Annotated in this window: 20 protein-coding genes; 11 read left to right on the top strand and 9 right to left on the bottom strand. The window is 69.3% G+C overall.

Annotated features, from left to right (window positions below; translation table 11 throughout):
* Positions 1-18 precede the first annotated feature (18 nt).
* Both AC2IPW_RS24945 and AC2IPW_RS24940 read right to left on the bottom strand, forming a co-directional pair.
* Positions 19-690, bottom strand: a complete 672-nt coding sequence (locus AC2IPW_RS24945; RefSeq protein ID WP_486375945.1) for an SDR family oxidoreductase — start codon at positions 688-690, stop codon at positions 19-21.
* A gap of 9 nt (positions 691-699) precedes the next feature.
* Positions 700-1,362: a SanA/YdcF family protein gene (locus AC2IPW_RS24940; protein ID WP_486375944.1), complete on the bottom strand. Its 663-nt coding sequence runs from the start codon at positions 1,360-1,362 to the stop codon at positions 700-702.
* 39 nt (positions 1,363-1,401) lie between these two features.
* Between AC2IPW_RS24940 and AC2IPW_RS24935 the strand changes: the two genes are divergently transcribed.
* A complete protein-coding gene (locus AC2IPW_RS24935; RefSeq protein WP_450121841.1) occupies positions 1,402-2,430 on the top strand; it encodes a PHP domain-containing protein in 1,029 nt (342 codons plus the stop codon).
* A gap of 5 nt (positions 2,431-2,435) precedes the next feature.
* Here the strand turns inward: AC2IPW_RS24935 and AC2IPW_RS24930 are convergent, their stop codons facing one another.
* From AC2IPW_RS24930 to AC2IPW_RS24915, 4 genes are all read right to left on the bottom strand, one after another.
* Complete coding sequence (locus tag AC2IPW_RS24930) at positions 2,436-3,308, bottom strand: spermidine synthase (RefSeq protein WP_416062285.1); 873 nt, start codon at positions 3,306-3,308, stop codon at positions 2,436-2,438.
* Between the two features lie 72 nt (positions 3,309-3,380).
* Positions 3,381-3,608, bottom strand: a complete 228-nt coding sequence (locus AC2IPW_RS24925) for a hypothetical protein (RefSeq protein ID WP_054370770.1) — start codon at positions 3,606-3,608, stop codon at positions 3,381-3,383.
* A gap of 1 nt (position 3,609) precedes the next feature.
* Positions 3,610-5,340 (bottom strand): aa3-type cytochrome oxidase subunit I, encoded by a 1,731-nt coding sequence (ctaD, locus tag AC2IPW_RS24920; RefSeq protein WP_486375943.1) that lies wholly within the window; start codon positions 5,338-5,340, stop codon positions 3,610-3,612.
* Positions 5,341-5,945: 605 nt separating this feature from the next.
* Positions 5,946-7,055 (bottom strand): alcohol dehydrogenase catalytic domain-containing protein, encoded by a 1,110-nt coding sequence (locus AC2IPW_RS24915; protein WP_371382792.1) that lies wholly within the window; start codon positions 7,053-7,055, stop codon positions 5,946-5,948.
* A 190-nt stretch (positions 7,056-7,245) separates the two neighbouring features.
* On the opposite strand from AC2IPW_RS24915, the gene ggh reads away from it, so the two are divergent.
* A complete protein-coding gene (gene ggh, locus AC2IPW_RS24910; RefSeq protein WP_003935007.1) occupies positions 7,246-8,583 on the top strand; it encodes a glucosylglycerate hydrolase in 1,338 nt (445 codons plus the stop codon).
* Between the two features lie 111 nt (positions 8,584-8,694).
* On the opposite strand, the gene AC2IPW_RS24905 is transcribed toward ggh, so the two are convergent.
* Positions 8,695-10,152 carry a catalase gene (locus AC2IPW_RS24905; RefSeq protein ID WP_486375942.1) on the bottom strand — a complete coding sequence of 486 codons (1,458 nt, stop codon included), beginning with the start codon at positions 10,150-10,152 and terminating at the stop codon, positions 8,695-8,697.
* 106 nt (positions 10,153-10,258) lie between these two features.
* The gene (locus tag AC2IPW_RS24900) at positions 10,259-12,070 is read right to left on the bottom strand and encodes a sigma-54-dependent Fis family transcriptional regulator (protein WP_486375941.1); all 1,812 of its coding nucleotides are present in this window, start codon (positions 12,068-12,070) and stop codon (positions 10,259-10,261) included.
* Positions 12,071-12,232: 162 nt separating this feature from the next.
* Here AC2IPW_RS24900 and AC2IPW_RS24895 point away from each other — a divergent pair, with 162 nt between their 5' ends.
* From AC2IPW_RS24895 to AC2IPW_RS24855, 9 genes are all read left to right on the top strand, one after another.
* The gene (locus AC2IPW_RS24895; RefSeq protein WP_010596327.1) at positions 12,233-13,861 is read left to right on the top strand and encodes a ferritin family protein; all 1,629 of its coding nucleotides are present in this window, start codon (positions 12,233-12,235) and stop codon (positions 13,859-13,861) included.
* 91 nt (positions 13,862-13,952) lie between these two features.
* Entirely contained in the window at positions 13,953-14,996 is a 1,044-nt protein-coding gene (locus AC2IPW_RS24890) for a 2Fe-2S iron-sulfur cluster-binding protein (protein ID WP_486375940.1), read from the top strand.
* A gap of 50 nt (positions 14,997-15,046) precedes the next feature.
* Positions 15,047-16,153, top strand: a complete 1,107-nt coding sequence (locus AC2IPW_RS24885; protein ID WP_003935002.1) for an aromatic/alkene monooxygenase hydroxylase subunit beta — start codon at positions 15,047-15,049, stop codon at positions 16,151-16,153.
* Between the two features lie 2 nt (positions 16,154-16,155).
* The gene (gene mimD, locus AC2IPW_RS24880) at positions 16,156-16,491 is read left to right on the top strand and encodes a propane 2-monooxygenase effector subunit MimD (RefSeq protein WP_085999772.1); all 336 of its coding nucleotides are present in this window, start codon (positions 16,156-16,158) and stop codon (positions 16,489-16,491) included.
* A gap of 78 nt (positions 16,492-16,569) precedes the next feature.
* On the top strand, positions 16,570-17,613 hold the full coding sequence (locus AC2IPW_RS24875) for an amidohydrolase family protein (protein ID WP_486375939.1): 1,044 nt from the start codon (positions 16,570-16,572) through the stop codon (positions 17,611-17,613).
* Entirely contained in the window at positions 17,610-18,368 is a 759-nt protein-coding gene (locus AC2IPW_RS24870; RefSeq protein ID WP_486375938.1) for an iron-sulfur cluster assembly protein, read from the top strand. The genes AC2IPW_RS24875 and AC2IPW_RS24870 overlap by 4 nt, the downstream gene beginning before the upstream one ends.
* On the top strand, positions 18,365-19,390 hold the full coding sequence (locus AC2IPW_RS24865; RefSeq protein WP_289378509.1) for an NAD(P)-dependent alcohol dehydrogenase: 1,026 nt from the start codon (positions 18,365-18,367) through the stop codon (positions 19,388-19,390). The genes AC2IPW_RS24870 and AC2IPW_RS24865 overlap by 4 nt, the downstream gene beginning before the upstream one ends.
* Before the next feature lie 36 nt (positions 19,391-19,426).
* Positions 19,427-21,076, top strand: coding sequence for a chaperonin GroEL (gene groL / locus AC2IPW_RS24860; protein WP_003934997.1), 1,650 nt, complete (start codon positions 19,427-19,429; stop codon positions 21,074-21,076).
* A gap of 106 nt (positions 21,077-21,182) precedes the next feature.
* Complete coding sequence (locus AC2IPW_RS24855) at positions 21,183-21,509, top strand: putative quinol monooxygenase (RefSeq protein ID WP_416062275.1); 327 nt, start codon at positions 21,183-21,185, stop codon at positions 21,507-21,509.
* Between the two features lie 154 nt (positions 21,510-21,663).
* Here the strand turns inward: AC2IPW_RS24855 and AC2IPW_RS24850 are convergent, their stop codons facing one another.
* Positions 21,664-24,798, bottom strand: coding sequence for an NAD-glutamate dehydrogenase domain-containing protein (locus AC2IPW_RS24850; protein ID WP_486375937.1), 3,135 nt, complete (start codon positions 24,796-24,798; stop codon positions 21,664-21,666).
* Between the last annotated feature and the right edge of the window lie 129 nt (positions 24,799-24,927).

The raw sequence follows: 24,927 nt of genomic DNA, 5'->3' as shown, positions 1-24,927 counted from the left end.
TCGTTCCGGCGCCGACGGCTAGCGGGGCCGCAGTACGATCTCGGTCGGGTGCGCGTCCGACGGGGTCCGAACGGCCTGCCCCACCGCCAGTGCCACGGTCGACGCCTTCAGGAAGCGCTCCGGTTCGTAGGTCCGGCCCTCGCTCTCAACGACCGCACGCTGCATGTCGGTGTCGATCCGGCCCGGATGCACCGACGTCACCCGCAGCGCCGGTTCCTCCTGCCGCAGGACGTCGGCGAAGGCCCGCAACGCGAACTTGCTGGCGGCGTATGCGCCCCAGCCGGCCTTCGCGTTCAGCCCGGCCCCCGAATTGAGCAGCACGACATGGCCTTTCGCAGCCCGGAGCGCCGGCAGGAGCAGCCGCGTCAGCTCCACCACCGCCACCACGTTCGCCTCGAACATCTCCCGCCACTGCGCGATTCCGCCGTCGGCGATCGTCCCGAGTTCGGCGAGCCCCGCGTTGTGCACCAGCACGTCCAACCGGTCGATTCCCGAGCAGGCCGCGGCCACCGCCTCGTGGTCGAGCAGGTCGACCGGCCACGGGGCCGCCTGCGGAAGCTCCGCGCAGATCGCCCGGAGCGACTCCGCGCGGCGGCCGCCGAGCAGCAGGTCGTGGCTGGGGGCGAGTTCCCGGGCGATGGCGGCGCCGACGCCGCGGCTGCCACCGGTGATCAGGGCTGAAGGTCGCATGCGACGACCCTAGGCGAGGATCCCGGCCGACGCCTCGCCCGCGGTCGCCGTCACGCGCGGAGGGCGCGGAAAATACATCTCCACAAGTGCTTTCGGACGCGACAGCACATACTCACGCAGGACGTTGCGCACCCGGGTGCGCAGCCGGCAGTCGCACTCCGCGATCACCCCGGCCATGTCGATCCCCGCCCGCCTCCCCAGCGCGACGGCCCGCGGCAGATGGAATCCCTGGGTGGCGATCACCGCCGTCGTCACCCCGTAGACCTGCGCGGCGCGCAGGCAGGTGTCGTATGTGTCGAGCCCGTACGGGTCGGTGGCGATCACTTCCCGTCCCACGCCGTGCTCCACCAGATAGCCGGTCATCGCCGCGATCTCGTCCCCGGAGCGGCCTGCCGCGTCGCCCGAGACGAGCACGCGGCAGGCGCGGCCGTCCGCGAGCAGCGCGACAGCCACGTCGAGGCGTCCGCGCAGCATCGCCATGGGCCATCCGTTCCGGACGCGGGCACCCGGCACGATCACCATCGGCGCGCTCGGCGCATCGGCGACGGTGTACAACCGGCCGGCCGCGGGCGTCGCGACCCGGGCGGCGACGCCGGCCAGTACCAGCGTCCCGCCGGCCACCCCCATCGCGGTTCCGGCCAGTGTCCGTCGCCACCTCGCATTTGTGCGCATGCGCCCCACGCTACGGACCACCGTGGCGAGAATGGACGCATGGACCCGGTGGACGCCCTGCGGGAGGTCGCGTTCTGGCTCGAACGCGACCGCGCCGAGAGCTACCGCGTGAAGGCGTACCGCCACGCCGCCGACATCGTCGCCCGGCTCGACCCGGACGAACGTGCCGCGAGGCGCCGGGCGGACAGCTGGACGGCCCTGTCCGGAATCGGGCCGAAGACCGCCACCGTGATCCGCGAATCCTCCGACGGCGTACCCGCCTACCTGCGACAACTGCGCGAGGAGGCCGAGCCGATCGGCCGCGGCGGCGTGGGCCTGCTCGAGGCCCTGCAGGGCGATCTCCACGTGCACTCGGACTGGTCGGACGGCGGCAGCCCGATCGCCGAGATGATGCGGACCGCCGCAGCGCTCGGACGCCGGTACTGCGCGCTGACCGACCACTCACCCCGGCTGAAGGTGGCCAACGGTCTCACCGCCGAGCGGCTGCGCAACCAGCTGGGAGTCGTCGCCGATCTCAATCGGGTCTTCGCCGACAGCGGCAGCTCCTTCCGCATTCTCACCGGGATCGAGGTGGACATCCTCGACGACGGCACGCTCGACCAGGACGAGGGACTGTTGGCCGAACTCGACATCGTGGTGGCCAGCGTGCACTCGAATCTGCGGGCCGACCGGTCGGTCATGACGAAGCGGATGCTGAAGGCGGTGCAGAATCCACACGTCGACGTGCTCGGGCACTGCACGGGCCGGCTGGTGCAGGGCGGTCGCGGCACCCGCCCGGAGTCGCGTTTCGACGCCGAGGCGGTGTTCTCGGCGTGCCGCGATCACGGCACGGCGGTGGAGATCAACGCCCGCCCCGAGCGGCAGGACCCGCCGGAGCGGCTGATCGACCTGGCGCTGAATCTCGGCTGCCGCTTCGCGATCGACACCGACGCGCACGCGCCCGGTCAGCTGGACTGGATCGGGTACGGCTGTGAACGCGCCGCCGAACGCGGGGTGGAACCCGAGGACGTGGTCAACGCCTGGCCGGTCGACGACCTGCTCGCCTGGACCGCGGGCCGGTCCCGGTGACGAGGTCAGCCGGCCGCGACTTCGCCGTCCGGGCGGCACTCGGCGTCGAGAAGGACGCGGGCGTCGGCGGCGAACCGGCGGACCTGCGCGTCGGTCCACACCTGGGCGGGCACGCCGCCGCCGAGCAGTTCGCGGGCGAGTGCCGGTGACTCGCCGAGCGGTGCGTCGCTGCCGGCGATGACGATGTTGCCGTAGCGCCGGCCCTTGAGCATCGCTGGATCGGCGATGATCGCGGTGTGCGCGAAGACGCTGCCGATGGTGGCTGCTTCCCGCCGGGCGGTGGTCAGATCCCGGGTGTCACCGCAGTTGACGACGTAGACACCGCCCGCATCGAGGACCCGGCGGGCGTGCCGGGTGAACTCGACGGTGGTCAGCGCGACGGGCGTGCGGTTGATCGCGAAGACGTCGCGGATGATCACGTCGCGGGTCGCGTCGGTCAGGGAGGTCAGGACCGCGCGGGCCTCCCCCACCCGAATCCGCAGCAGCGGGGCGCGGGGCAGGTCGAACCAGTCCCGCACCAATTCGGCGAGTCGGCCGTCGATCTCGACCACCACCTGCCGCGCGTCCGGGTAGGTGGCGGCGAGGTAGCGGGCCATCGTGCAGGCCCCGCCGCCGAGGTGCAGGACCCGCAGCCGTTCGTCGCGCGGCCGTTGCGACTCGAGCAGGTGAGCGATCCACCGCATGTACTCGAACTCGAGCAGCGTGGGATCGGTGAGATCGATGTGGGAGCTGGGCACGCCGTTGACCTCGAGCACCCAGCCGTCGGGCCGGTACCGATCCTTGACGAGTTCACAGGTGCCGGTGTCGATGTCGTGGATGCCCTCGGCCGGACCGCGACCGGACCCCGCCGCGGCCCGACGCTCCCGCTGCCTGCCCATGGCATCGAGGGTAGCCGGACCGCCGGGAACCGTCGGGGCCCGGCCGGCAGGTCCGGCTGACCGACTGTGCAGCTACGACCAGCGGGTCGGCACGATGGTTCTGCGGCTCGTGGCGCCGACCGCGACCGTGCCGGCGGCGGCCGCGACGATCAGCAGCACGGCCGGGACCGGTGACAGCCACCACGGGGACGCGAGCAGCACCGCCAGCACCAGCATCGCGACCAGCAGGGCCGTCGGGTCGGGCCGGGTACGGGTCTCGCCGAGCGTCGCGTACCGGCGGAACCGGCGTCCGTCCTCCATGTCAGCGCGTCCCCTCGAGCGCGCGGGCGGTCTGGGCGTGCGAACCCCAGCCCACGTGGGCCTCGGAGCGCATCTTCTCGCTCATGTGCGGGTAGTGCAGCTCGAACGCGGGCCGTTCGGAGCGGATGCGCGGCAGCTCGGTGAAGTTGTGCCGCGGCGGCGGGCAGCTCGTCGCCCACTCGAGGGAGTTGCCGTAGCCCCACGGGTCGTCGACGGTGACGACCTGCCCGTACCGGTAGCTCTTGAACACGTTCCACAGGAACGGCAGGGTCGAGGCGCCGAGCACGAAGGCACCGATGGTCGAGACGATGTTCAAGGTGGTGAACCCGTCCGACGGCAGGTAGTCGGCGTAGCGACGCGGCATGCCCTCGTTGCCCAGCCAGTGCTGCACCAGGAACGTGGTGTGGAAACCGGCGAAGGTCAGCCAGAAGTGCCACTTGGCGAGGCGCTCGTCGAGCATGCGCCCGGTCATCTTCGGGAACCAGAAGTAGATGCCGGCGTAGGTGGCGAAGGCGATCGTCCCGAAGAGCACGTAGTGGAAGTGCGCCACGACGAAATACGACTCGTGCAGCTGGAAGTCGAGCGGCGGGCTGGCGAGGATGACGCCGGACAGGCCGCCGAACAGGAAGGTGACGATGAAGCCCACCGAGAACAGCATCGGCGACTCGAACGTCAGCTGCCCCTTCCACATGGTGCCGATCCAGTTGAAGAACTTCACGCCGGTGGGCACCGCGATCAGGAACGTCATGAAGGAGAAGTACGGCAGCAGCACGGCGCCGGTGGCGTACATGTGGTGCGCCCACACCGCGATCGAGAGCGCCGCGATCGCCAGGGTCGCGTAGACCAGGCCGGTGTAACCGAAGATCGGCTTGCGGGAGAAGACCGGGAAGATCTCCGAGACGATGCCGAAGAACGGCAGCGCCAGCACGTACACCTCGGGATGGCCGAAGAACCAGAACAGGTGCTGCCACAACATGACACCGCCCGTGCCGGGATCGAAGACGTGAGCGCCGAACTGCCGGTCGACGAACAGGGCGATCAGCGCCGCGGCCAGCAGCGGGAAGATCAGCAGGATCAGCAGCGAGGCGATGAAGGTGTTCCAGGTGAAGATGGGCATCCGGAACATGGTCATGCCGGGGGCGCGCAGGCACACGATGGTGGTGATGAGATTGACCGCGCCGAGAATCGTGCCCAGGCCGCCGACGGTGAGACCGAGGATCCACAGGTCCGCCCCGACTCCGGGCGAATGCAGTGAATTCGTCAGCGGCACATACGCCGTCCACCCGAAGTCCGCGGCCCCGCCGGGGGTGAGGAAACCGCCCGCGGCCATGAGCCCGCCGAAGACGTAGAGCCAGAAGCCCACCGCGTTCAGCCGGGGGAAGGCCACGTCCGGCGCCCCGATCTGCAGGGGCAGAAGATAATTGGCGAAGCCGAAGAACACCGGGGTCGCATAGAGCAGCAGCATGATCGTGCCGTGCATCGTGAACAGCTGGTTGTACTGCTCGTTCGACAGGAACTGCAGGCCGGGCACGGCGAGCTCACCCCGGATGAGCAGCGCCATGAGACCGCCGACGAGGAACCACGCGAAGGCCGCCACGATGTACATCACACCGATCACCTTGTGGTCGGTGGAGGTGACGACCTCGAGGATCCTCGAGCCTTTCGGGCGGTGGGTGGGTGGATACGGCCGCTGCGCGTCCGGCGTCCTCAGTATCGGCGCGACATCGACCATGACCACGACTCCTGCCTTCGGGCCCGCCGTCCGGCGGGGCATCGAGTTCCGAACTGCTGCCGCGAGAGGCTGGATTCGCGACCTCCCGTTCGACCGGCGGCGCAGGCGCCCGGAGCGGAGCCGCCGACCGTCGGCGCGCTGACTCTTGCACCGCCGCATCGACATCGGCAATGAGACGTGGAGCACGTACACGACCCGGCGTGGTCTCGGCGAGACGCGCCGGGCAACGGCGGCTGCACCGGACGGACGGGACCGTTTCGGGTGCCGAGGTCGTCGTCGGCCGGGCCGAAAATTACTGATCAACAGGTTTTTCCACAGCTGTGGATACGCGCGCCCGCGAGCGGTCCAGGCACCCGCCGCGCACCGGCGAAACGAGAATCACACGTCGGCTCCGGCACGGCCGGAGGGACCGTGGGCTCGGAGAAAAGGGTCCGAAGACTCCCGTCGCATGCGCCCATCGGCCGGAGCAGTCCGGTGCCGAGCGGGGGACCGAGTGGCGGGGACGCCCGGGCACGACGTCCCCGGCGGCTCGGCCGTCGGGAGAAATCGGTTCCCACAAGACATCCGGTCCGGGACCTTGGTCCCGGACCGGCCGGCGTCCGGGCTCAGTCGTCGAACAAGACGACCTGACGTACGGCCAGCCCGTCCGCGAGCTGGTCCATGGCCTCGTTGATGCGCGAGAGGGGGATCCGGGAGGAGATCAGTTCCTCCACCGGGAGCCGGCCATCGCGCCACATGCGCGCGTACTCGGGGATGTCGCGGCGCGGCACGGCCGAGCCCAGGTAGCTGCCGACGATCGTGCGAGCCTCCGCGGTCACCGTCAACGGAGAGATCACGGCCGTCGCGGTCGGAGCGGGCAGACCGACCGTCACGGTCGTGCCGCCGGGTGCCGTGAGAGCGAACGCGGTTTCGAACGCGCGTGCGCTGCCGGCACACTCGACGACGTACCGGGCGGCGACGCCCCGCTCGAGCGCCTCGGCCGGCGTGTAGGTCTCGTGTGCCCCCAGTTCGCGAGCACGGGCGAGCTTGTCGTCGAGAGTATCGATCGCGACGATGCGCGAGACACCCTGCGCGACAGCCGTGAGGAGAGCGGCCATGCCGACACCACCGAGCCCGACGATCGCGATGCTGTCCTGCGGCCGCGGCCGGGCCGCGTTGAGGACGGCACCCCCGCCGGTGAGCACGGCACAGCCGAGCACCGCGGCGACGTCGGGTGGCACGTCGTCGTCGACTGCGACGGCCGACGCGCGGTCGATCACCGCGTGCGTCGCGAAACCCGAGACGCCGAGGTGATGGTGCACCGGGTGACCGTCACGGTGCAGGCGCCGGCCCCCGTGCAGCAGTTCCCCGGCGTTGTTGGTGGCGGACCCGGCGGTGCAGGGCAACCGGCCGTCCTCGGCGCAGTTGTCGCACGCCTCGCACCGTGGCAGGAACGACATGACCACCCGCTGCCCCACCCGGAAGTCGTCGACGGCCGAACCCACCTCGACGACCCGTCCGGCCGCCTCGTGTCCGAGCAGCATCGGCACGGGACGCACCCGGTTGCCGTCCACGACGCTCAGATCGGAGTGACACACCCCGGCCGCCTCGATCCGTACCAGAAGCTCGGTCGGTCCCGGCGGGTCGAGCTCGAGTTCCGACAGGCTGATCGGCTTCGACTCGGCGAACGGTCGCGGCCGGCCGATCTCCTCCAGGACTGCGCCGGTGATCCTCATGCTCCGGTACTCCTCGGGTCTCGGGGGTGGTTCCGGAATCCACCGTAGTTCTCGTGCGGGGACCGGGGTCGGCACCGAGCGCAGGGTTCCGGACATCGACACCGGTCGGCACGTGTGTGGCTGTCCGATTTCCGGTGGTCCGGCTGCCCCTCGGCGCGCGCCCACGCCGGACCGGTCGCACAATGATGCGATGCCGGACCGCGGATTCACCCACACCCAGCTCGCCGCGCGGGCTGCCTATCTGCTGCGCGGCAACGACCTCGGCACGATGACCAGCGCCGCCCCGAAGCTGTATCCGCACATGTGGAGCTGGGACGCGGCGTTCGTCGCCGTGGGGCTGGCCCCGCTGAGCGTCGAGCGGGCCGTCGTCGAGCTCGACACCCTGCTGTCGGCGCAGTGGCGCAACGGCATGATCCCGCACATCGTGTTCGCGAGCGGGGTGGACGGCTACTTTCCGGGACCGGCGCGGTGGGCCTGCACCGACCTGGCCGCCGCTGCCCCGCGGGGCCCACAGACCTCCGGCATCACCCAGCCACCCGTGCACGCGATCGCGGTGCAGCGGATCCTCGACCACAGCCGCCGGCACGGGCGCACCACCCGTGCCGTCGCCGAGGAGTTCCTGGACCGTCGCTGGCCCGACCTGGTGCGCTGGCACCGGTGGCTGGCCCGGGCCCGCGACCTCGACGGCAACGGCCGGATCGCGCTCTACCACGGCTGGGAATCCGGCATGGACAACTCGCCCCGGTGGGACGCGGCGTACGCCAACGTCGTCGCGGGGGCGGTGCCGACGTTCCGGCGCGAGGATCTCGCCCATGTCGGCGACGCGAGTCAGCGGCCCACCGACGCCGAGTACGCCCGCTACCTGTGGCTGCTCGAGGAGATGAAGGAAGTGCGCTACGACGACGACGCCTTGGCCACGGCCATGAGCTTCGCCGTCGAGGACGTGTTCGTCACCGCCGTGTTCGCGCTGGCGTGCGAGGTGCTCGCCGTCATCGGGGAGGAGCATTCGTGCCCGAATGCGGACGTGCGTGAGCTGCACGAGTACGCGGACCGGTTCCGTCGCGGCGTGCTCGACACCACCGATCCGCGTACCGGCGCCGCCAAGGACTTCGATCTGCGCAGCGGCCGCTGGATGGCCACCGACACGATCGCGATGTTCGCGCCGTTGCTGTGCGGCGGTCTGCCGCCCGGCACCGAACGGACCCTGGTTCGCACCTTCGAGGGCCCGAAGTTCTGCGGGCACCCCGACCTGCGCTACGCCGTGCCACCCTCCACTTCCCCCGTCTCCCGGGACTTCCGTCCGCGCGAGTACTGGCGCGGACCGGTGTGGCCGGTGATGACCTGGCTGTTCTCCTGGACGTTCGCCCGCCGCGGCTGGGCGGAGCGCGCCCATCTGCTGCGGGCGGAGGGCCTGCGGCAGGCGAGCGACGGCTCGTTCGCCGAGTACTACGAGCCGTTCACCGGCGAGCCGCTCGGCAGCATGCAGCAGTCGTGGACCGCGGCCGCGGTGCTGGACTGGCTGGGCTGATCCGGCCGCGCCGACAGCCGCGCGCCCCCCGGTCGGCCGCGCAGGCAATCGACGCGGCGAACGACCCAGGGGCGCGCGGCTGCCTGCCGCGCCGGACGGATCACCGGCCGCTCACAACGCCCCCAGTGCCTCGCAGGCCTTGCGAACCCCCTCACCGTAGGCCGGATCGGCCTGGGTGCAGTTGGCGATGTGCCGTTCGATCGTCGTCACCGATGCCCCGGTGATCGCGCGTGCGGTGTTCTCGAACAGTACGGTCTGCTGCTCGGCGGTCATGTTCCGGAACAGGATTCCGGGCTGCTCGAAATAGTTGTCGTCGTCTGCGCGGTAGTCGAACCGGTCCGCGACGGCACCGACGGTCAGCGGCGGCTCGGCGTACCCGCGTTGTTCCTGGAACCGGCCGTACGAGTTCGGCTCGATGCTCGGGACGCTGCCCTGGTTGCCGTCCACCCGCATCGCGCCGTCGCGGTGGAAGGAGTTCACGTGGGCGGCGGCCCGGGGGCAGTTCACCGGGATCTGATGGTGGTTGACGCCGAGCCGGTATCGTGCGGCGTCCCCGTACGAGAAGAGCCGGCCCTGCAGCATCCGGTCGGGCGAGAACCCGATGCCCGGAACGACGTTCGCAGGGGAGAACGCGGCCTGCTCGACGTCGGCGTGGTAGTTGTCCGGGTTGCGGTTCAGCTCCAGCTCCCCCACCTCGATGAGCGGGTAGTCCTTCTTGGACCACACCTTGGTCAGGTCGAAGGGGTGGTACCGGTAGGTCGCCGCGTCGGCCTCGGGCATGATCTGCACGTACAGCGTCCATTTCGGGTAGTTCCCGGTCTCGATCGCCTCGTACAGGTCCCGCTGGGCGGATTCGCGGTCGCCGGCGATCACGGCCGCGGCCTCGTCGTCGGTGAGGTTCCGGATGCCCTGCTGGGTGCGGAAATGAAACTTCACCCACGATCGGGTGCCCGCGGCGTCGACGAACGAGAAAGTGTGCGAACCGAACCCGTGCATGTGCCGGTAGCCGTCGGGGATGCCGCGGTCGGACATCACGATCGTGATCTGGTGCAGGGCTTCCGGCAGGTTGGTCCAGAAGTCCCAGTTGTTCTCGGGGTCGCGAAGGTTGGTCCGCGGATCGCGCTTCACGGCATGGTTGAGGTCGGGGAACTTGAGCGGATCGCGGAAGAAGAACACCGGGGTGTTGTTGCCGACGACGTCCCAGTTGCCCTCCTCGGTGTAGAAGCGCACGGCGAAGCCGCGGATGTCGCGCTCCGCGTCGGCGGCGCCGCGCTCACCGGCGACGGTGGAGAACCGGACGAACACCTCGGTCTGCTTGCCGATCTCGGAGAACAGCGCGGCCCGGCTGTGCCGGGTGATGTCGTGGGTGACGCGGAAGGTGCCGAACGCGCCGGAACCCTTTGCGTGCATGCGCCGTTCGGGGATCACCTCGCGGTCGAAGTGCGCGAGCTTCTCGAGGAACCACACGTCCTGGAGGAGCATGGGTCCGCGGGCCCCGGCCGTGAGACTGTTCTGGTTGTCCGGCACCGGTGCGCCGGCAGCGGTGGTGAGTCCGTTGTGGTCGGTCATCGATCACTCCTGTCTGGTCACCCCGGTGGGGTGAACGTCTCTGCGCTCAGGAGTGTTTCGCGCGGGGCCGGGTCCGGTCGTCTCAATTTGACACGCACACTCGGAATCAGAGAGTGATGCCGAATTCGCGGATCTTGCGGTAGATCGTCGCTCGCGACATGCCGAGGGCCTTCGCGGCGGCCACCTTGTCGCCACCGTGCAGCGCCAGTGCCTCCACGATCGCGTCCCGCTCGAGCGACTCGAGCCGGGTCAGGCTCCGGCGGGTCGTCGCCCGGCACTCGGCGGGCAGGTCGGCCGGCTCGACGGTCCCGGAGCGCCGACGCCGGCAGAGCTCGTCGAGGACGCTGCGCAGATGGGTCACGTTGCCGCCCCACGACAGCCGCATGAGCTGGTTCGCCGCGGCCGGGGACAGCGTGAGTTCGGTGGCGCCGGCGGCATCGAGGAGGAACCGCACGAGGTCGGGAACGTCCTCGAGGTGGTGCCGCAACGGCGGTACCGAGATCGTCTTCGGGAACAACCGCAGCACGGAGTGGGTGTCGCTCTCCTCCTGCGGTGACTGCATGGTCAGGGCGACCCACGGCGCGGGCGCACGCGTGTCCTGGGCGACGGTCTGCAGGAACGATGCGAGCGCCGCGAGCTGGTCGTCGCCGAGGACGTGGGCGTGCAGCACGGCGAGGTCGCCGCCGTCGTCGAGGGTGGCGCCCGCGCGTTCGGACAGCTCGTCGCCGTCGAGCCGGGCCGCGTCGAGGACCGTCAGGGTGCGCTCGGGCCGGACGTGGTCGTGCGCCGCCCGGATCAGGGCGGTCTTCCCGACGCCCGGCTCACCGTCGAGGACGAGCCATTCGCTGCGCCGGCACGCCTCGACGACACCTTCGACGGTCCGCTGCCACTGGGCGCTGCGGCCGGCCAGGGCGCGGGGCGCGGGCGGGGCGACGGTCCGGGTCGCCCGGCTCCGGGCAAGCTGCTCCTTGATCCGCACGACGCCCCCGGCGAGCCGGTCGTCGACGAAGGTGGGCTGGTAGGACAGGCGGGCCGTGATCCCGCTCGGCAGGTCGGCGAGCAGGGTGAACGGCTCGTGCCGTCCCCGCGCGTCGCGGGTCCGGTCGATGATCGCGGCCTGGTCGCGCGAGTCGAACCGCTGCTGGGTGAGGGCGTTCATCATCAGGACCTCGTCGCCGATCGCGATGACCGGACGACCCGAGTGCTGGCACGCGGCGTGGTAGTCGTGCAGCAGCGCCCGGTCCAGTTCGTTGGCCTCCTCGAGGATCCGCTCCCGGATGCGGGTGGCGGCGAGCTTGGCGAACGAGAGCAGCAGCGAGTTCGTGTTCTCCGCCTCGGTGGTCAGGTCCACCACGCCCAGCAGGGCCCCGGTGATCGGATGGGTCACGAGTGCGCCCGCGCAGGAGAACCTGCGCAGATGCCCGCTGTAGTGCTCATCGCCCCGGATGAGCAGCGGCGCGCCGACCTCGAGCGCGGTGCCGATGCCGTTGGTGCCGACCTGGGACTCGGAATACCGGAAACCCGGCGCGAGCTGGACCCGGTCCAGCGCGCCGAGCAGGCGACGGTCGCCGCCGTAGCGGCTGAGTACGGTGCCTTTGCCGTCGGTGAGGATCAGGCTCACAGGTTCGTTCTCGATCTCCGCCGCCAACGCGCGCAGCACCGGCCGGGCCGCCCGGGTGAGGACGGTGTCGGTGGGGAGGGATTCGACGTAGTCCGCGGCCGGGCGATCGGCGTCGACCTTGGCTTCCCGGGAACGCAACCAGGACACCCGCAACCAGTTGCGGACCCGCCGGTCGCCGAGATCGGGGAAGTCGCCCGCACGGACCGAATTGCCCGCTTCCTGAAGCGAATGCCCGTCCTGGGAACCGCTCCGGTTGTGTTCGCCCACTTCGATCTCCCGGTCGTCCGGAGTTGTCACGCCACCTTCTCCTCGGGTCCCGCAAGAGCAAAGGTAATCACATCGATTGTGACCTGAGTCTCACATTGAGACAGATCCGGGTTGCACACGGGGGTTGTATCTGCACCCACACCCACCGTCCACGGCTGGCACAGAGCCGGCTCCCGATCCAGGAGGCGCACATTGAGTAGGCAGAGCCTGACCAAGGCCCATGCAAAGATCACCGAGCTGACGTGGGAACCGACGTTCGCGACGCCGGCCACCCGCTTCGGCACCGACTACACGTTCGAGAAGGCCCCCAAGAAGGACCCTCTCAAGCAGATCATGCGGTCCTACTTCCCCATGGAGGAGGAGAAGGACAACCGGGTCTACGGCGCGATGGACGGCGCGATCCGCGGCAACATGTTCCGCCAGGTCCAGCAGCGCTGGCTGGAGTGGCAGAAGCTGTTCCTCTCGATCATCCCGTTCCCGGAGATCTCCGCGGCCCGTGCGATGCCGATGGCCATCGACGCGGTGCCCAATCCCGAGATCCACAACGGGCTCGCGGTGCAGATGATCGACGAGGTCCGGCACTCGACGATCCAGATGAACCTCAAGAAGCTCTACATGAACAACTACATCGATCCCGCCGGGTTCGACATGACCGAGAAGGCGTTCGCGAACAACTATGCGGGCACCATCGGCCGGCAGTTCGGGGAGGGCTTCATCACCGGTGACGCGATCACCGCGGCCAACATCTACCTGACCGTGGTCGCGGAGACCGCCTTTACGAACACCCTGTTCGTGGCGATGCCCGACGAGGCCGCCGCCAATGGTGACTACCTGCTGCCCACCGTGTTCCACTCGGTGCAGTCCGACGAGTCGCGGCACATCTCCAACGGATACTCGATCCTGCTCATGGCCCTGGCCGACGAGCGGAACCGGCCACTGCTCGAGCGCGACCTGCGCTACGCCTGGTGGAACAACCACTGCGTGGTCGACGCCGCGATCGGCACGTTCATCGAGTACGGCACCAAGGACCGCCGCAAGGACCGTGAGAGTTACGCCGAGATGTGGCGGCGGTGGATCTACGACGACTACTACCGCAGCTATCTGCTCCCCCTCGAGAAGTACGGGCTGACCATTCCGCACGACCTCGTCGAGGAGGCGTGGAAGCGCATCACCGAGAAGGGCTACGTCCACGAGGTGGCCCGGTTCTTCGCGACGGGCTGGCCGGTGAACTACTGGCGGATCGACGCCATGACCGACGCGGACTTCGAATGGTTCGAGGAGAAGTACCCCGGCTGGTACTCCAAGTTCGGCAAGTGGTGGGAGAACTACAACCGTCTCGCCTACCCCGGCCGCAACAAGCCGATCGCGTTCGAGGAAGTCGGATACCAGTACCCGCACCGCTGCTGGACCTGCATGGTGCCGGCCCTCGTCCGCGAGGACATGGTCGTGGAGAAGGTCGACGACCAGTGGCGGACCTACTGCTCGGAGACGTGCTACTGGACCGACGCCGTCGCGTTCCGCGGTGAGTACGAAGGTCGGCCGACGCCGAACATGGGTCGCCTCACCGGTTTCCGGGAATGGGAGACCCTGCACCACGACAAGGATCTCGCCGACATCGTGCAGGACCTCGGGTATGTGCGCGACGACGGCAAGACCCTCGTCGGTCAGCCGCACCTCGATCTCGACCCGAAGAAGATGTGGACCCTCGACGACGTGCGGGGCAACACCTTCCAGAGTCCGAACGTCCTGTTGAACCAGATGACGGACGAGGAGCGCGCAGCGCACATCGCGGAGTACCGCGCCGGCGCCACGCCGCTCTGACACCGGGCCCGGCGGGCGGCGCCGAGCCGCATCCCGGCGCCGCCCGCCGATACCACCAGCACAGCAATTCACGAGCCCAGGAGACACCCCCGTGGCCGACACGCACCGTATCAACTTCGAGCCCGTCGACATCGAGATGGAGGTCGGCGAGGACGAGTACATCCTCGACGCCGCCTTCCGGCAGGGCATCCACCTGATGCACGGCTGCCGGGAGGGTCGCTGCTCGGCCTGCAAATCCTTTGTCCTCGACGGTGATATCCAGATGGAGGACTACTCGACGTTCGCCTGCAACGACGCCGAGACCGACGAAGGGCACGTTCTGCTCTGCCGCTCGACGGCCTACAGTGACTGCACCATCGAACTGCTCAATTTCGACGAGGACGAGCTCCTGGGTGGTATCCCCATCCAGGAAGTGCGCACCCGAATCACCGCGATCGAGCCGATGACCAAGGACATCGTGTCGCTGCAATTGCAGCCCGTCGAGCCTGCGGAGTACGACTTCAAACCCGGTCAGTACTCCGACCTGCAGATACCGGGAACCGAGGAACACCGGTCCTTCTCCATGGCGACGACCCGATCGACGCCGGGGCATGTCGAGTTCCTCGTCAAGAAGTACCCCGGCGGCAAGTTCGCCGGCCTGCTCGAGGACGGTATCTCGGTGGGCGACGAGATCGCGCTCACCGGGCCCTACGGATCCTTCACCATCAAGGACGGCCACGTCCTGCCGATCGTCTTCATCGGCGGCGGCGCCGGCATGGCCCCGATCCTCTCGCTCCTGCGGCACCTGAGCGAGACCGGCAGCACCCGGCCCGTCCGGTTCTACTACGGTGCCCGCACGCCGGCGGATCTGTTCTACCTCGACGAGATTCTCGAATTGGGAAAGACGCTGACGGACTTCGTGTTCACACCCTGCCTCTCGGAGTCGGCGGAGCCGGCACCGTCCGGCCTGCCGGACGTCGAGGAGGGCAACGTCACCGACGTCGTGGGCCGCCGCGAGCCGGAGATCCACCGGTGCGAGGTCTACCTGTGCGGGCCACCGCCCATGGTCGATGCGGCTCTGGAACTGCTCGAGGTGCACAACACCCCGAAGGACCAGATCTTCTACGACAAGTTCACCAGCCCGGCCTTCGAGTAGCCGCCGCAGGAAACCACACCGCTCCTTCACCGACAGAAGTGAGAAACGAGATGACCGCAACCACCGAATCCAAGCACCGAAGCTTCCCGAAGATCGAGTTCACCGACTCCGAAGCCGGCGCGCTGGAATTCCCCAGCTCCCGCAGCCGCACCTTCACCTACTACACGCCGGCCAAGAAGCGTTCGACGATGTACGAGGACGTCACCGTCGACGTGCAGCCCGATCCTGAGCGGCACCTGTCGCAGGGCTGGATCTACGGCTTCGGCGACGGGCCGGGCGGATACCCCAAGGAATGGACGACCGCGAAGTCGTCGAACTGGCATGCCTTCCTCGACCCCAACGAGGAGTGGGACCAGACGATCTACCGCAACAACGCGGCGGTCGTGCGTCAGGTCGACCTGTGCCTGCAGAACGCCAAGCGGGCCCGCGCCTACGACGGCTGGAACACGCCGTGGCTGAAGTTCATCGAGCGCAATCTCGGCGCCTGGATGCACGCGGAGAACGGTCTGGCGCTGCACGTGTTCACCTCCATCCAGCGCTCCGGCCCCACGAACATGATCAACACCGCGGTGGCGGTCAATGCGGCACACAAGATGCGGTTCGCGCAGGACCTGGCGCTGTTCAACCTCGACCTGTCCGAGGCCGGGATCCCGTTCGACGGAGCCGCCCACCGGGAGGTCTGGCAGTCCGCACCGGAATGGCAGCCCACCCGCGAGGTCGTCGAGCGGCTGACCGCGGTGCCGGACTGGTGCGAGCTGCTCTTCGCCACCAACATCGTCTTCGAGCAGCTCGTCGGCTCGCTGTTCCGCACCGAACTGATCATGCAGATCGCCGCCCGCAACGGTGACTACATCACCCCGACGATCGTCGGCACCGGGGAGCACGACTACGACCGGGATCTCGCCTACACGCGCAACCTCTTCCGGATGCTCGTCCGCGACGAGCAGCACGGGGAGTCGAACAAGGAATTGTTCGGGACGTGGCTGGCGACGTGGGTGCCGCGCTGCCTCGACGCCGCGCGCGCCCTGCAGCCGATCTGGTCCCAGCCGGCGGACAAGGCGGTCACGTTCGCCTCCAGCCTCGACGCCGCCGAAGCCAAGTTCCGTTCCCTGCTCGAGGATCTCGGGCTCGACATCCCGAAGGAGTTGGACCAGTGAGCATGCAATTCGGATCGGCCACCGAGTTCTCCAATATGTGTGGCGTCACCCTGATGAACACCCCGATCGGACGCGTCGTCGCCGACGTCATGGGCACCAAGGAGGGCGTGGAGCTGACGGAGTACCCGTCGATGATCCGCGTCGACGGCGTGAACCGTCTCGAGTTCGACTACGCCGAGCTCACCGACGCCCTCGGTGAGGACTTCGACGGATCGATCTTCGAGGAGATCAGCTCCACCCACTACGGGCGCATGGTGCACCTCGACGACAAGACCATGCTCTTCGCCAGTCCCGAGGACGCCGCCGAGTACATCGGATTCGATCTCACGGCGCACTGACCCCGGCCGTCCGGGCCCGCCCGCCGGGCCCGGACGGTTCCCGATCCACCACCGGCACACGACAGAACGAGGGAAGCGATGTACGAGAAGGACGGCCAGCAGTACTTCGTCGTGGACGGCCACGTGCACATCTGGGACGGCCGCGAGTCGAACCAGAAGAACGTGCACGGACGGCAGTTCATCGACTGCTTCTACGACTACCACAAGAACCTCAGCCCCGAGGAGGAGGTGTGGGACTACGACACCTACACCTACTACGGGGGCGAACGCCTCATGAAGGACCTCTTCGTGGACGGGCACGTGGATCACGCGATCTTCCAGGCCACCCTGCTGAGCGAGTTCTACCACAAGGGCTTCGGGCAGACCGAGGAGGCGTTCGAGCTCACCCGCAAGCACCCGGACAAGCTCACCTACAACCACGCCTACGACCCGCGCCACGGCGAGGCCGGACTCGAGCAGCTACGCCGGGACGCCGAACGGATGAACCTCCAGGGCGTCAAGCTGTACACCGCCGAATGGCACGGTGACTCCCGCGGCTACAAGCTCGACGACCCGTGGTCCCGGCGCTACCTCGAGGAGTGCATCGAGCTGGGCATCGAGAACATCCACGTGCACAAGGGCCCGACCATCCGCCCGCTCGACCGGGACGCCTTCGACGTCGCCGACGTCGACAAGGTCGCCACCGACTACCTCGAGCTGCGGTTCGTCGTCGAGCACGTGGGCTTGCCCCGGCTCGAGGACTTCTGCTGGATCGCGACCCAGGAATCCAACGTGTACGGCGGTCTGGCCGTGGCAATTCCGTTCATCCACACCCGCCCCCGCTACTTCGCGCAGATCATCGGCGAACTGCTCTACTGGCTCGGCGAGGACAAGATCCTGTTCTCCAGCGACTACGCGCTGTGGACACCGAAGTGGCTGATCGAGAAGTTCGTCGACTTCCAGATCCCCGAGGACATGACCGAATACGCGCCGATCACGATCGAACAGAAGAAGAAGATCCTCGGCCTCAACGCCGCGGCGCTCTACGACATCGACGTTCCGGAACACCTGCGGCTGCCCGAGCCGGCCGGCCAGGAAGGCGTGGAGGTGGCGGCGGGAGCACAGCAGGCGGTGTCGTCGTGACCGCCGCGCCGGTGGCCGGCGACGACGTGCTCGCCGCGCTCGGCACGGTGGTCGACCCCGAACTGGACGAGCCGATCACCGATCTCGGTTTCGTGCGGTCGGTGGTTCTCGACGACGACGGGGTCACCGTGCATCTGCGGCTACCCACCGCGTTCTGTTCACCGAACTTCGCGTACCTCATGGCCTCCGACGCCCAGGACGCCCTTCGGGCGATCGAGGGCATCGGCGAGGTGCGGATCCTGCTGGACGACCACCACGACAGCGGCAAGATCAACGCGGGGCTCGCCGCCGACGCCGGCTACCGGGGCACCTTCGGCTCCGAGGCGGAGGAGAACCTCGACGAGCTGCGCCGCACGTTCCGGCGCAAGGCACACCTCGCCGCGCTGGAGCGCTGCCTCGAATCCCTGTTGCAGCACTCGTCGCTCACCGTCGACGACATCCCGTCGCTGACGCTGAGCGACCTGCCGCCCGGCCGGCACAAGTCGGCGCTGATGCGGCGACGGTTCGACATCGGCCTGAGCCTGTGCCCGGCCGGCCGGGTGTTCGTCGACGACGACGGGCACCCGATCCCCCGCGAGGCGGTGCCGATGCGGCTGCGTTTCGCGAAGTCCGTGCGGATCTCGATGGAGGGGAATTCGCACTTCTGCCGGGGCCTGCTCGCCACCCGGTACGCCGACGACGACGGCGCATCGGCAACACCGCGGGTGGTCGACACCCGGACCAGTTCTTTTGCACCCGTCAGGAGGGCTTCATGAAGGCCGTGCAGGTGGTGGGCTACCACACCAAGCTCCAGCTCGAAGACATCCCCGAGCCGAAGGTCGAGGGTCCGCTCGACGTCGTTGTCCGCATCGGTGGGGCTGGGGTGTGCCGCACCGACATCCACATCCTCGAGGGGCAGTGGGCCGAGAAGAGCGGCGTCGCCCTGCCGTACACGATCGGCCACGAGAACGCCGGCTGGGTGCATGCCGTGGGTGACGCGGTCACGAACGTGGCCGTCGGCGACAAGGTCATCCTCCATCCCCTCATCACGTGCGGGCTCTGCCGCGCGTGCCGGTTCGGCGACGACGTGCACTGCGAGAACAGCCAGTTCCCAGGCATCGACACCAACGGCGGCTACGCCGAGTACCTGCGCACCACCGCACGCAGCGTGGTCCGGATCGACGATTCGCTCGAGCCGTCCGACGTCGCGGCGCTCGCCGACGCCGGGCTCACGGCCTACCACGCCGTCGCCAAGGCGGCGCGCGCGACGCGGCCGGGCGACGTGTGCGTCATGATCGGCGCGGGCGGCCTCGGCCACATCGGCATCCAGGTGCTGAAGGCGATGTCGGCGGTCACTCTCGTCGTGGTGGACCGCAATCCCGCTGCGGTCGCCCTGGCCGTCGAGATCGGCGCCGACCACGGCATCGTCGCCGACGGCACCCACGTGCAGCAGATCCTGGAACTCACCGGTGGGCGCGGCGCCGAAGCCGTCGTGGACTTCGTCGGTGAGGGCGGCGCCACGAAGGACGGTGTCGCGATGCTGCGCCGCGCCGGCAACTACTACGTCGTCGGTTACGGCGAGAACATCGACGTGCCCACGATCGACGTGGTCTCCACCGAGATCAACTTCATCGGCAATCTCGTCGGCTCCTACAACGACCTGCAGGAACTCATGGCCCTCGCCGCCGGCGGAAAGGTCACCCTGCACACCACGAAATACCCGCTCGAGCAGTTCCAGCAGGCGATCGACGACCTCGACGCGGGACGGGTCCGTGGCCGCGCGATCCTGATCCCCTGAACCGCATCCCACACTCGACACGAAAGGAACCCGATCATGGCAAAGGATCTGCGGTTCGCCCAGGAAGCACGCACCCTGCTCGAGTACGGGGTCAACGCCCTCGCGGACGCGGTCAAGGTGACGCTCGGTCCGAAGGGCCGCAACGCGGTGCTCGAAAAGCTCACCGGCCCGCCCACCATCACCAACGACGGCGTCACGATCGCCCGGGAGATCCAGCTGCGGGACCCGTTCGCCAACATGGGTGCGCAACTGGTCAAGGAAGTGGCGATGAAGACCAACGGCGTGGTCGGTGACGGCACCACGACCGCGACGGTGCTCGCGCAGGCCATGGTCCGCGAGGGCCTGCGCGCCGTCGACGCCGGTGCCAACCCGATGCGGGTGCGCCGCGGCATCGAACGCACCGTGCCCGTCGTGGTCGAGGCGCTGCGCGACCGGTCCGTGCCGGTCGAGGACCGCGCGGACCTGCAGCGCGTCGCGACGCTCGCCGCCAGTGACGACGAGACAATCGGCGAGGCCATCGCCGAGGCCGTCTCGTACGTCGGCAGATCCGGCATCGTCACCACCGAGGAGAGCGACACCCTCGGGATGTCGGTGACCGTCGTCGACGGCATCGAATTCGACCACGGCTACATCTCCGGCTACATGGTCACCGACCCGGAACGCATGGAAGCGGTCCACGACAATCCGTTGATCCTGCTCACCAACAAGAAGATCAACCAGGTGCAGGACATCATGCCGAGCATCGAGGCCGCCAAACGCGCCGACCGGCCCCTCGTCGTGCTCGCCGAGGACGTCGACGGCCCGGCGCTGCAGCTGCTCGTCGGCGGCAACATGCACAAGACGATGCAGTCCGTCGTCGTGCGCGCGCCCGGCTTCGGGCACCGGCGGGTCGCCGAGCTGCAGGACCTCGCGGTGGCCCTGGGCGGGCACGTCATCGCCAAGGACACCGGCGTCGAGCTGTCCGAGGTGACGCGCGAGCACCTCGGGTCCTGCGACCGCATCACCGTCACCGAGAACGACACGACCATCGTCGGCGGCCACGGCGATGCGAAGCTGCTCGAGGCCCGGGTCGCGCAGCTCGAGGCGCAGCTGGGCCGGGCCCGGATCGATGCCGACCAGGACAGCCTCCAGCTGCGTATCGCCCGGCTCACCGGCCGGGTCGCCGTGATCCGGGTCGGCGGCGCCACGAGCGTCGAACTCAAGGAGCGCATGCTGCGCGTCGAGGACGCCCTCGCCGCCACCCGGGCCGCCCTCGAGGACGGCATCGTGGCCGGCGGCGGCACCGCGCTCGGCCAGGCACACCGCGCGCTGGCCGACCTCGAGCTGCCGGGCGACGAGGGCATCGGCCGGGACGTCGTGCGGCGGGCGTTGCCCGAGCCTCTGCGGTGGATCGCGATCAACGCCGGCTTCGACGGCGACGAGGTCGTCGAGGTTGTCGCGGGCCTGCCGTCGGGGCACGGGTTCGATGCCCTCACCGGCGAGTACGGCGACATGTTCGCAGAGGGGGTCGTCGACCCCCTCAAGGTCACCCGCGCCGCGCTCGAGAGCGCCGCGTCCATCGCGGCGCTGCTCATCACCACCGAGACCGCGATCGTGGAGGAGGTCGTCGGCAATCCCGGCGCCATCCATGCGCCCGGCTTCGGGGACCTGGCCGAGGGCATGGTCCGCCCGTCCAACATCTACTGATCGCCGGGGGACGGTCTCGGCGGCGGCCGGGTCCCGTCGGTCGCTTCCCTCCGGGGCGACCGGCCGCCGCCGTGTCCATCACTGCTCGACAGAATCGGAGTGCGCAATGATCTTCATCGTGGTCAAGTTCCGGGTCCGTCCCGAGTATCAGGACGACTGGCTCTCGCTCACAAGAGAATTCACCGAGGCGACGAGGACCGAGCCGGGCAATCTGTGGTTCGAGTGGTCCCGCAGCGTCGACGATCCCGCCGAGTACGTGCTCGTCGAGGCGTTCCGAGACGGCGAGGCCGGCGCCGCCCACGTCAATGCCGACCACTTCCGCAAAGGGCTCGACGCCATGCGCCCCGCACTGAGCGAGACGCCGAGGATCCTCAACACCGAGCTCCCCGGCGTCGAGTGGGCCCGCATGGGTGAACTCGAGACGGTCGGCTGACACGGCTCGCCGCCGTCACATTCGGGCGGCTCGCCGCGGTCACATTCGGGCGGCTCGCCGCCGTCACATTCGGGCGGCTCGCCGCCGTCACACTCGGGCGGCTCGCCGCCGTGGTGCCCCTTCGGATCTCCCCGTCCGAAGGGGCACCACGCGTTCACCGCTCCGTCGCGCGCACGAGCAGGCGCAGTTCCGCACCGAGCGTGCATGCCCGCGGCAGATCGACGAGTCCGTTCTCGCGAAGTTCGGTGGTCAGGCGCGTGACCCGGGCGATCGCGTCCGGGACCCGCTCCTGCCACCGCGCCAGGACCTCGTCGACGTCCGCCGGACCGGTCGGCGCGCCGTCCCGGCGCAGGATCGCGGCGACGAGACCGTGGTGACGGTCGGCGAGTTCGTCCCGCACGGTAGCGATCGCCGTGCTGTCCCACCAGGTGTGGGATCCGGTGGACAGATCCGGTGACAGCCCGTCGATCCCGAGCAGCGAGCCCGTGGCGGTGTGCACCCGGGCGACGAGGCGGGCCGGGCAGTCCAGCGTGTGCGCGGTGTCGACCAGGGCCGGACACTCGCCGAGAAGCCGGAAGTCGGGTCCGTCGCCGGCCACGGCATCTGCGAGCAGATCCTCGACCCCGGCACGCAGCCGCGTGATCTCGGCGGTCACGTCGAGCGGCGACGGCCGCAGCCGCAGGATCCACGAGGCGGCATGCTCGACGAATCCCTGTACGGCGCCGAGGCGTTCCCAGCGCTCGGCGCCGGACCCGGCGCCGTCGCGTGCCTCGGCCCACAACCGGTCGGTGTCGAACACCGCCCGGATCACCGCGTAGGCCCGGGCGACCGCCGGCGTGCGCACCCCGAGCCGTTCCTCGAGCTGATAGATCATCCCCGGACCGACGTGATCGACGAGATCGGAGGCGATCCGGGTCGCGACGATCTCGCGGCGCAGGGGATGGTCCCGGATCTCGTCCCGCAGCACGTCGCGCATGCCGGTGGGGAAGTACTCGAGGGCGACGCCCGCGAAGACGGGGTCGTCGGGCACATCCGACTCGAGCAGATCCCGGCAGACGACGTTCTTCGACCGGGCGAGCAGCACCGCGATCTCCGGCCTGGTCAACCCCCGGCCGGCGCCCGCTCGCGCGGCCAGTTCCTGCACGGTGGGCAGCACCTCGGTGCTGCGCCGGAGACCGCCACCGGTCTCGAGGTGAATGATGAGCCGCTCGTGCCTGCCGAGCAGCCGGGCCGCGCGCGAGACGGCGAGGCCGAGCGCCACCGACTGGTCCCGGTTCGTGCGCAGCACCGTCCGGGCCACCTCGTCGCGGGCGTCGTCGAGCAGCCGGTTGCGCTCCTCGAGGGTCAGACCTCCTCTGCGCCGGGCAGATTCGAGAGCAATCTTCAGATTCACCTCGGCGTCGGAGGTGGCCACACCGGCCGCGTTGTCGATGAAGTCCGCATTGACACGCCCGCCCGCAGCCGCGAACTCGATGCGGGCCCGCTGCGTGAAGCCGAGGTTGCCGCCCTCGCCGACCACGCGACACCGCAGCTGCGAGGCATCGACACGGACGGGGTCGTTTGCCGGATCGGCTGCATCCGTGTGGCTTTCGGAGGAGGCCTTGACGTAGGTGCCGACACCGCCGTTCCAGAGCAGATCCACCGGCGCCGTCAGCAGCGCCTTGATCAATTCGTCCGGAGTGGTGGTCGGGTGGGGCAGTCCGAGCAGGCGCCGTGCCGGTTCCGGGACGGTGACGGATTTCGCGGAGCGGGGCCACACGCCGCCCCCGGCGGAGAGGACGTCGCGGTCGTAGTCGTCCCAGCTCGATCCGGGGAGCTCGAACAGCCGGCGGCGCTCCGCGTGGGCGCGAGCCGGGTCGGGGTCGGGATCGAGGAAGATGTGCCGGTGGTCGAAGGCGCCGACGAGGCGCAGGTGCGGGGAGAGCAGCATCCCGTTGCCGAAGACGTCGCCGGACATGTCCCCGATCCCCACCGCCGTTACCTCGGTGGTGTCGACGTCGACGCCGAGGTCGGCGAAGTGCTCGCGGACCGCGACCCACGCGCCGCGCGCGGTGATGCCCATCGCCTTGTGGTCGTATCCGCTCGATCCGCCCGAGGCGAAGGCGTCGCCGAGCCAGTAGTCGTACTCCGCGGCGATGGAGTTCGCCAGGTCGGAGAACCGGGCGGTGCCCTTGTCGGCGGCCACCACCAGATAGGCGTCGTCCCCGCCGTGGACGACGGTGCGGCCCGGGTGCACGATCCGTCCGTCGACGATGTTGTCGGCGAGGTCGAGCATGCCCCGGACGAACGTCGAATAGGCCTGGGCGGGCGAAATATCTGGGCTCGTGCGGACGAACGCGCCCTTGGCGCCGACGGGGACGATGGGAGCGTTCTTCACGACCTGGGTCTTCATCAGGCCGAGGACCTCGGTGCGGTAGTCCTCCGGCCGGTCCGAGAACCGTAGCCCACCCCGGGCGACGGTGCCGCTCCGCACGTGGATGCCCTCCACGTCGTCGGAGTGGACGAAGATCTCGCGGTGCGGAACGACCGGTCCGGGGTCGGCGAGGCGAGCGGACTCGAGCATGAACGACCCGTACGGTTTCGCCGCGCCGTGTTCGTCGCGCTGGTACCAGTTGGTGCGTACGGTGGCGGTGACGAACGACTCCAGGCTGCGCAGGATGCGGTCCTCGTCGAGGCTTTCCGCCGCGCCGCGCCGCTCGGTGAGCGCCTGTTCGGCGGCGTCGTCCCGGTCGTGCCGGTCCGGGTCGAAGCGCGCGGCGAAGCAGGCGACGAGGGCCTCGACGAATCCGGCATGCCGGCAGAGCGTGTCGACGACGTACCGTTCCGACATGATCAGTCCCGCCTGGCGGGCGAAGCGGGCGGCGGCGCGGACCAGGGCGATGTCCCGCACGTCCACGTCGGCGACGACGGCGAGGCGGGAGTACCCGTCGACGACGGTGCGGCCCTGCGCATGGGCGTCGAAGACCGCCGCCACCCGGCGCGGCGAATCCGGTTCCCACTCCGGGGGCGTGACGAACGCGAACCGATGCACCCGGCGGTCCGGATCGCCGGCCGTCAGGAGCTCGTGATCGTCGATCCGCAGTCCGAAGTGCTCGAACGTGTGGACGGAGTCGGCGAGCAGCGGGTCCCGTCCCGGCCATCGCATGACGGCACAGGCGGTGCCGTCGGAGGACGAGTCCTCCACGAACAGCAGGGCCGGTCCGGCATCCTGCGCGTGCGCGAGATGCCGCGCTGCCCCGGCGACGTCGGTGGGCGCCGGTTCGTACGGGTGCGTGGGGGCGGTGGTCATCGGTCTGTCCTTTCGGTCACCCGGTGTGGGCCGTGGTGTGCCGTCAGTCTGCGGCGGGCCGCCCAGGACGGACATGTACGCGATGTCCATGCAGATCGCAGAACTTGTACTCGAGGTCCATCAGGGACC

It is taken from the genome of Rhodococcus sp. NS-SX18 (assembly GCF_057367935.1).
This window is presented reverse-complemented; position numbering and strand designations above follow the sequence as displayed.

Coding starts and splice junctions, on each gene's coding strand:
- AC2IPW_RS24945 (WP_486375945.1), bottom strand. CDS start 690: ATGCGACCTTCAGCCCTGATCACCGGTGGCAGCCGCGGCGTCGGCGCC.
- AC2IPW_RS24940 (WP_486375944.1), bottom strand. CDS start 1,362: ATGCGCACAAATGCGAGGTGGCGACGGACACTGGCCGGAACCGCGATG.
- AC2IPW_RS24935 (WP_450121841.1), top strand. CDS start 1,402: ATGGACCCGGTGGACGCCCTGCGGGAGGTCGCGTTCTGGCTCGAACGC.
- AC2IPW_RS24930 (WP_416062285.1), bottom strand. CDS start 3,308: ATGGGCAGGCAGCGGGAGCGTCGGGCCGCGGCGGGGTCCGGTCGCGGT.
- AC2IPW_RS24925 (WP_054370770.1), bottom strand. CDS start 3,608: ATGGAGGACGGACGCCGGTTCCGCCGGTACGCGACGCTCGGCGAGACC.
- ctaD (WP_486375943.1), bottom strand. CDS start 5,340: ATGGTCGATGTCGCGCCGATACTGAGGACGCCGGACGCGCAGCGGCCG.
- AC2IPW_RS24915 (WP_371382792.1), bottom strand. CDS start 7,055: ATGAGGATCACCGGCGCAGTCCTGGAGGAGATCGGCCGGCCGCGACCG.
- ggh (WP_003935007.1), top strand. CDS start 7,246: ATGCCGGACCGCGGATTCACCCACACCCAGCTCGCCGCGCGGGCTGCC.
- AC2IPW_RS24905 (WP_486375942.1), bottom strand. CDS start 10,152: ATGACCGACCACAACGGACTCACCACCGCTGCCGGCGCACCGGTGCCG.
- AC2IPW_RS24885 (WP_003935002.1), top strand. CDS start 15,047: ATGACCGCAACCACCGAATCCAAGCACCGAAGCTTCCCGAAGATCGAG.
- mimD (WP_085999772.1), top strand. CDS start 16,156: ATGCAATTCGGATCGGCCACCGAGTTCTCCAATATGTGTGGCGTCACC.
- AC2IPW_RS24875 (WP_486375939.1), top strand. CDS start 16,570: ATGTACGAGAAGGACGGCCAGCAGTACTTCGTCGTGGACGGCCACGTG.
- AC2IPW_RS24865 (WP_289378509.1), top strand. CDS start 18,365: ATGAAGGCCGTGCAGGTGGTGGGCTACCACACCAAGCTCCAGCTCGAA.
- groL (WP_003934997.1), top strand. CDS start 19,427: ATGGCAAAGGATCTGCGGTTCGCCCAGGAAGCACGCACCCTGCTCGAG.
- AC2IPW_RS24855 (WP_416062275.1), top strand. CDS start 21,183: ATGATCTTCATCGTGGTCAAGTTCCGGGTCCGTCCCGAGTATCAGGAC.
- AC2IPW_RS24850 (WP_486375937.1), bottom strand. CDS start 24,798: ATGACCACCGCCCCCACGCACCCGTACGAACCGGCGCCCACCGACGTC.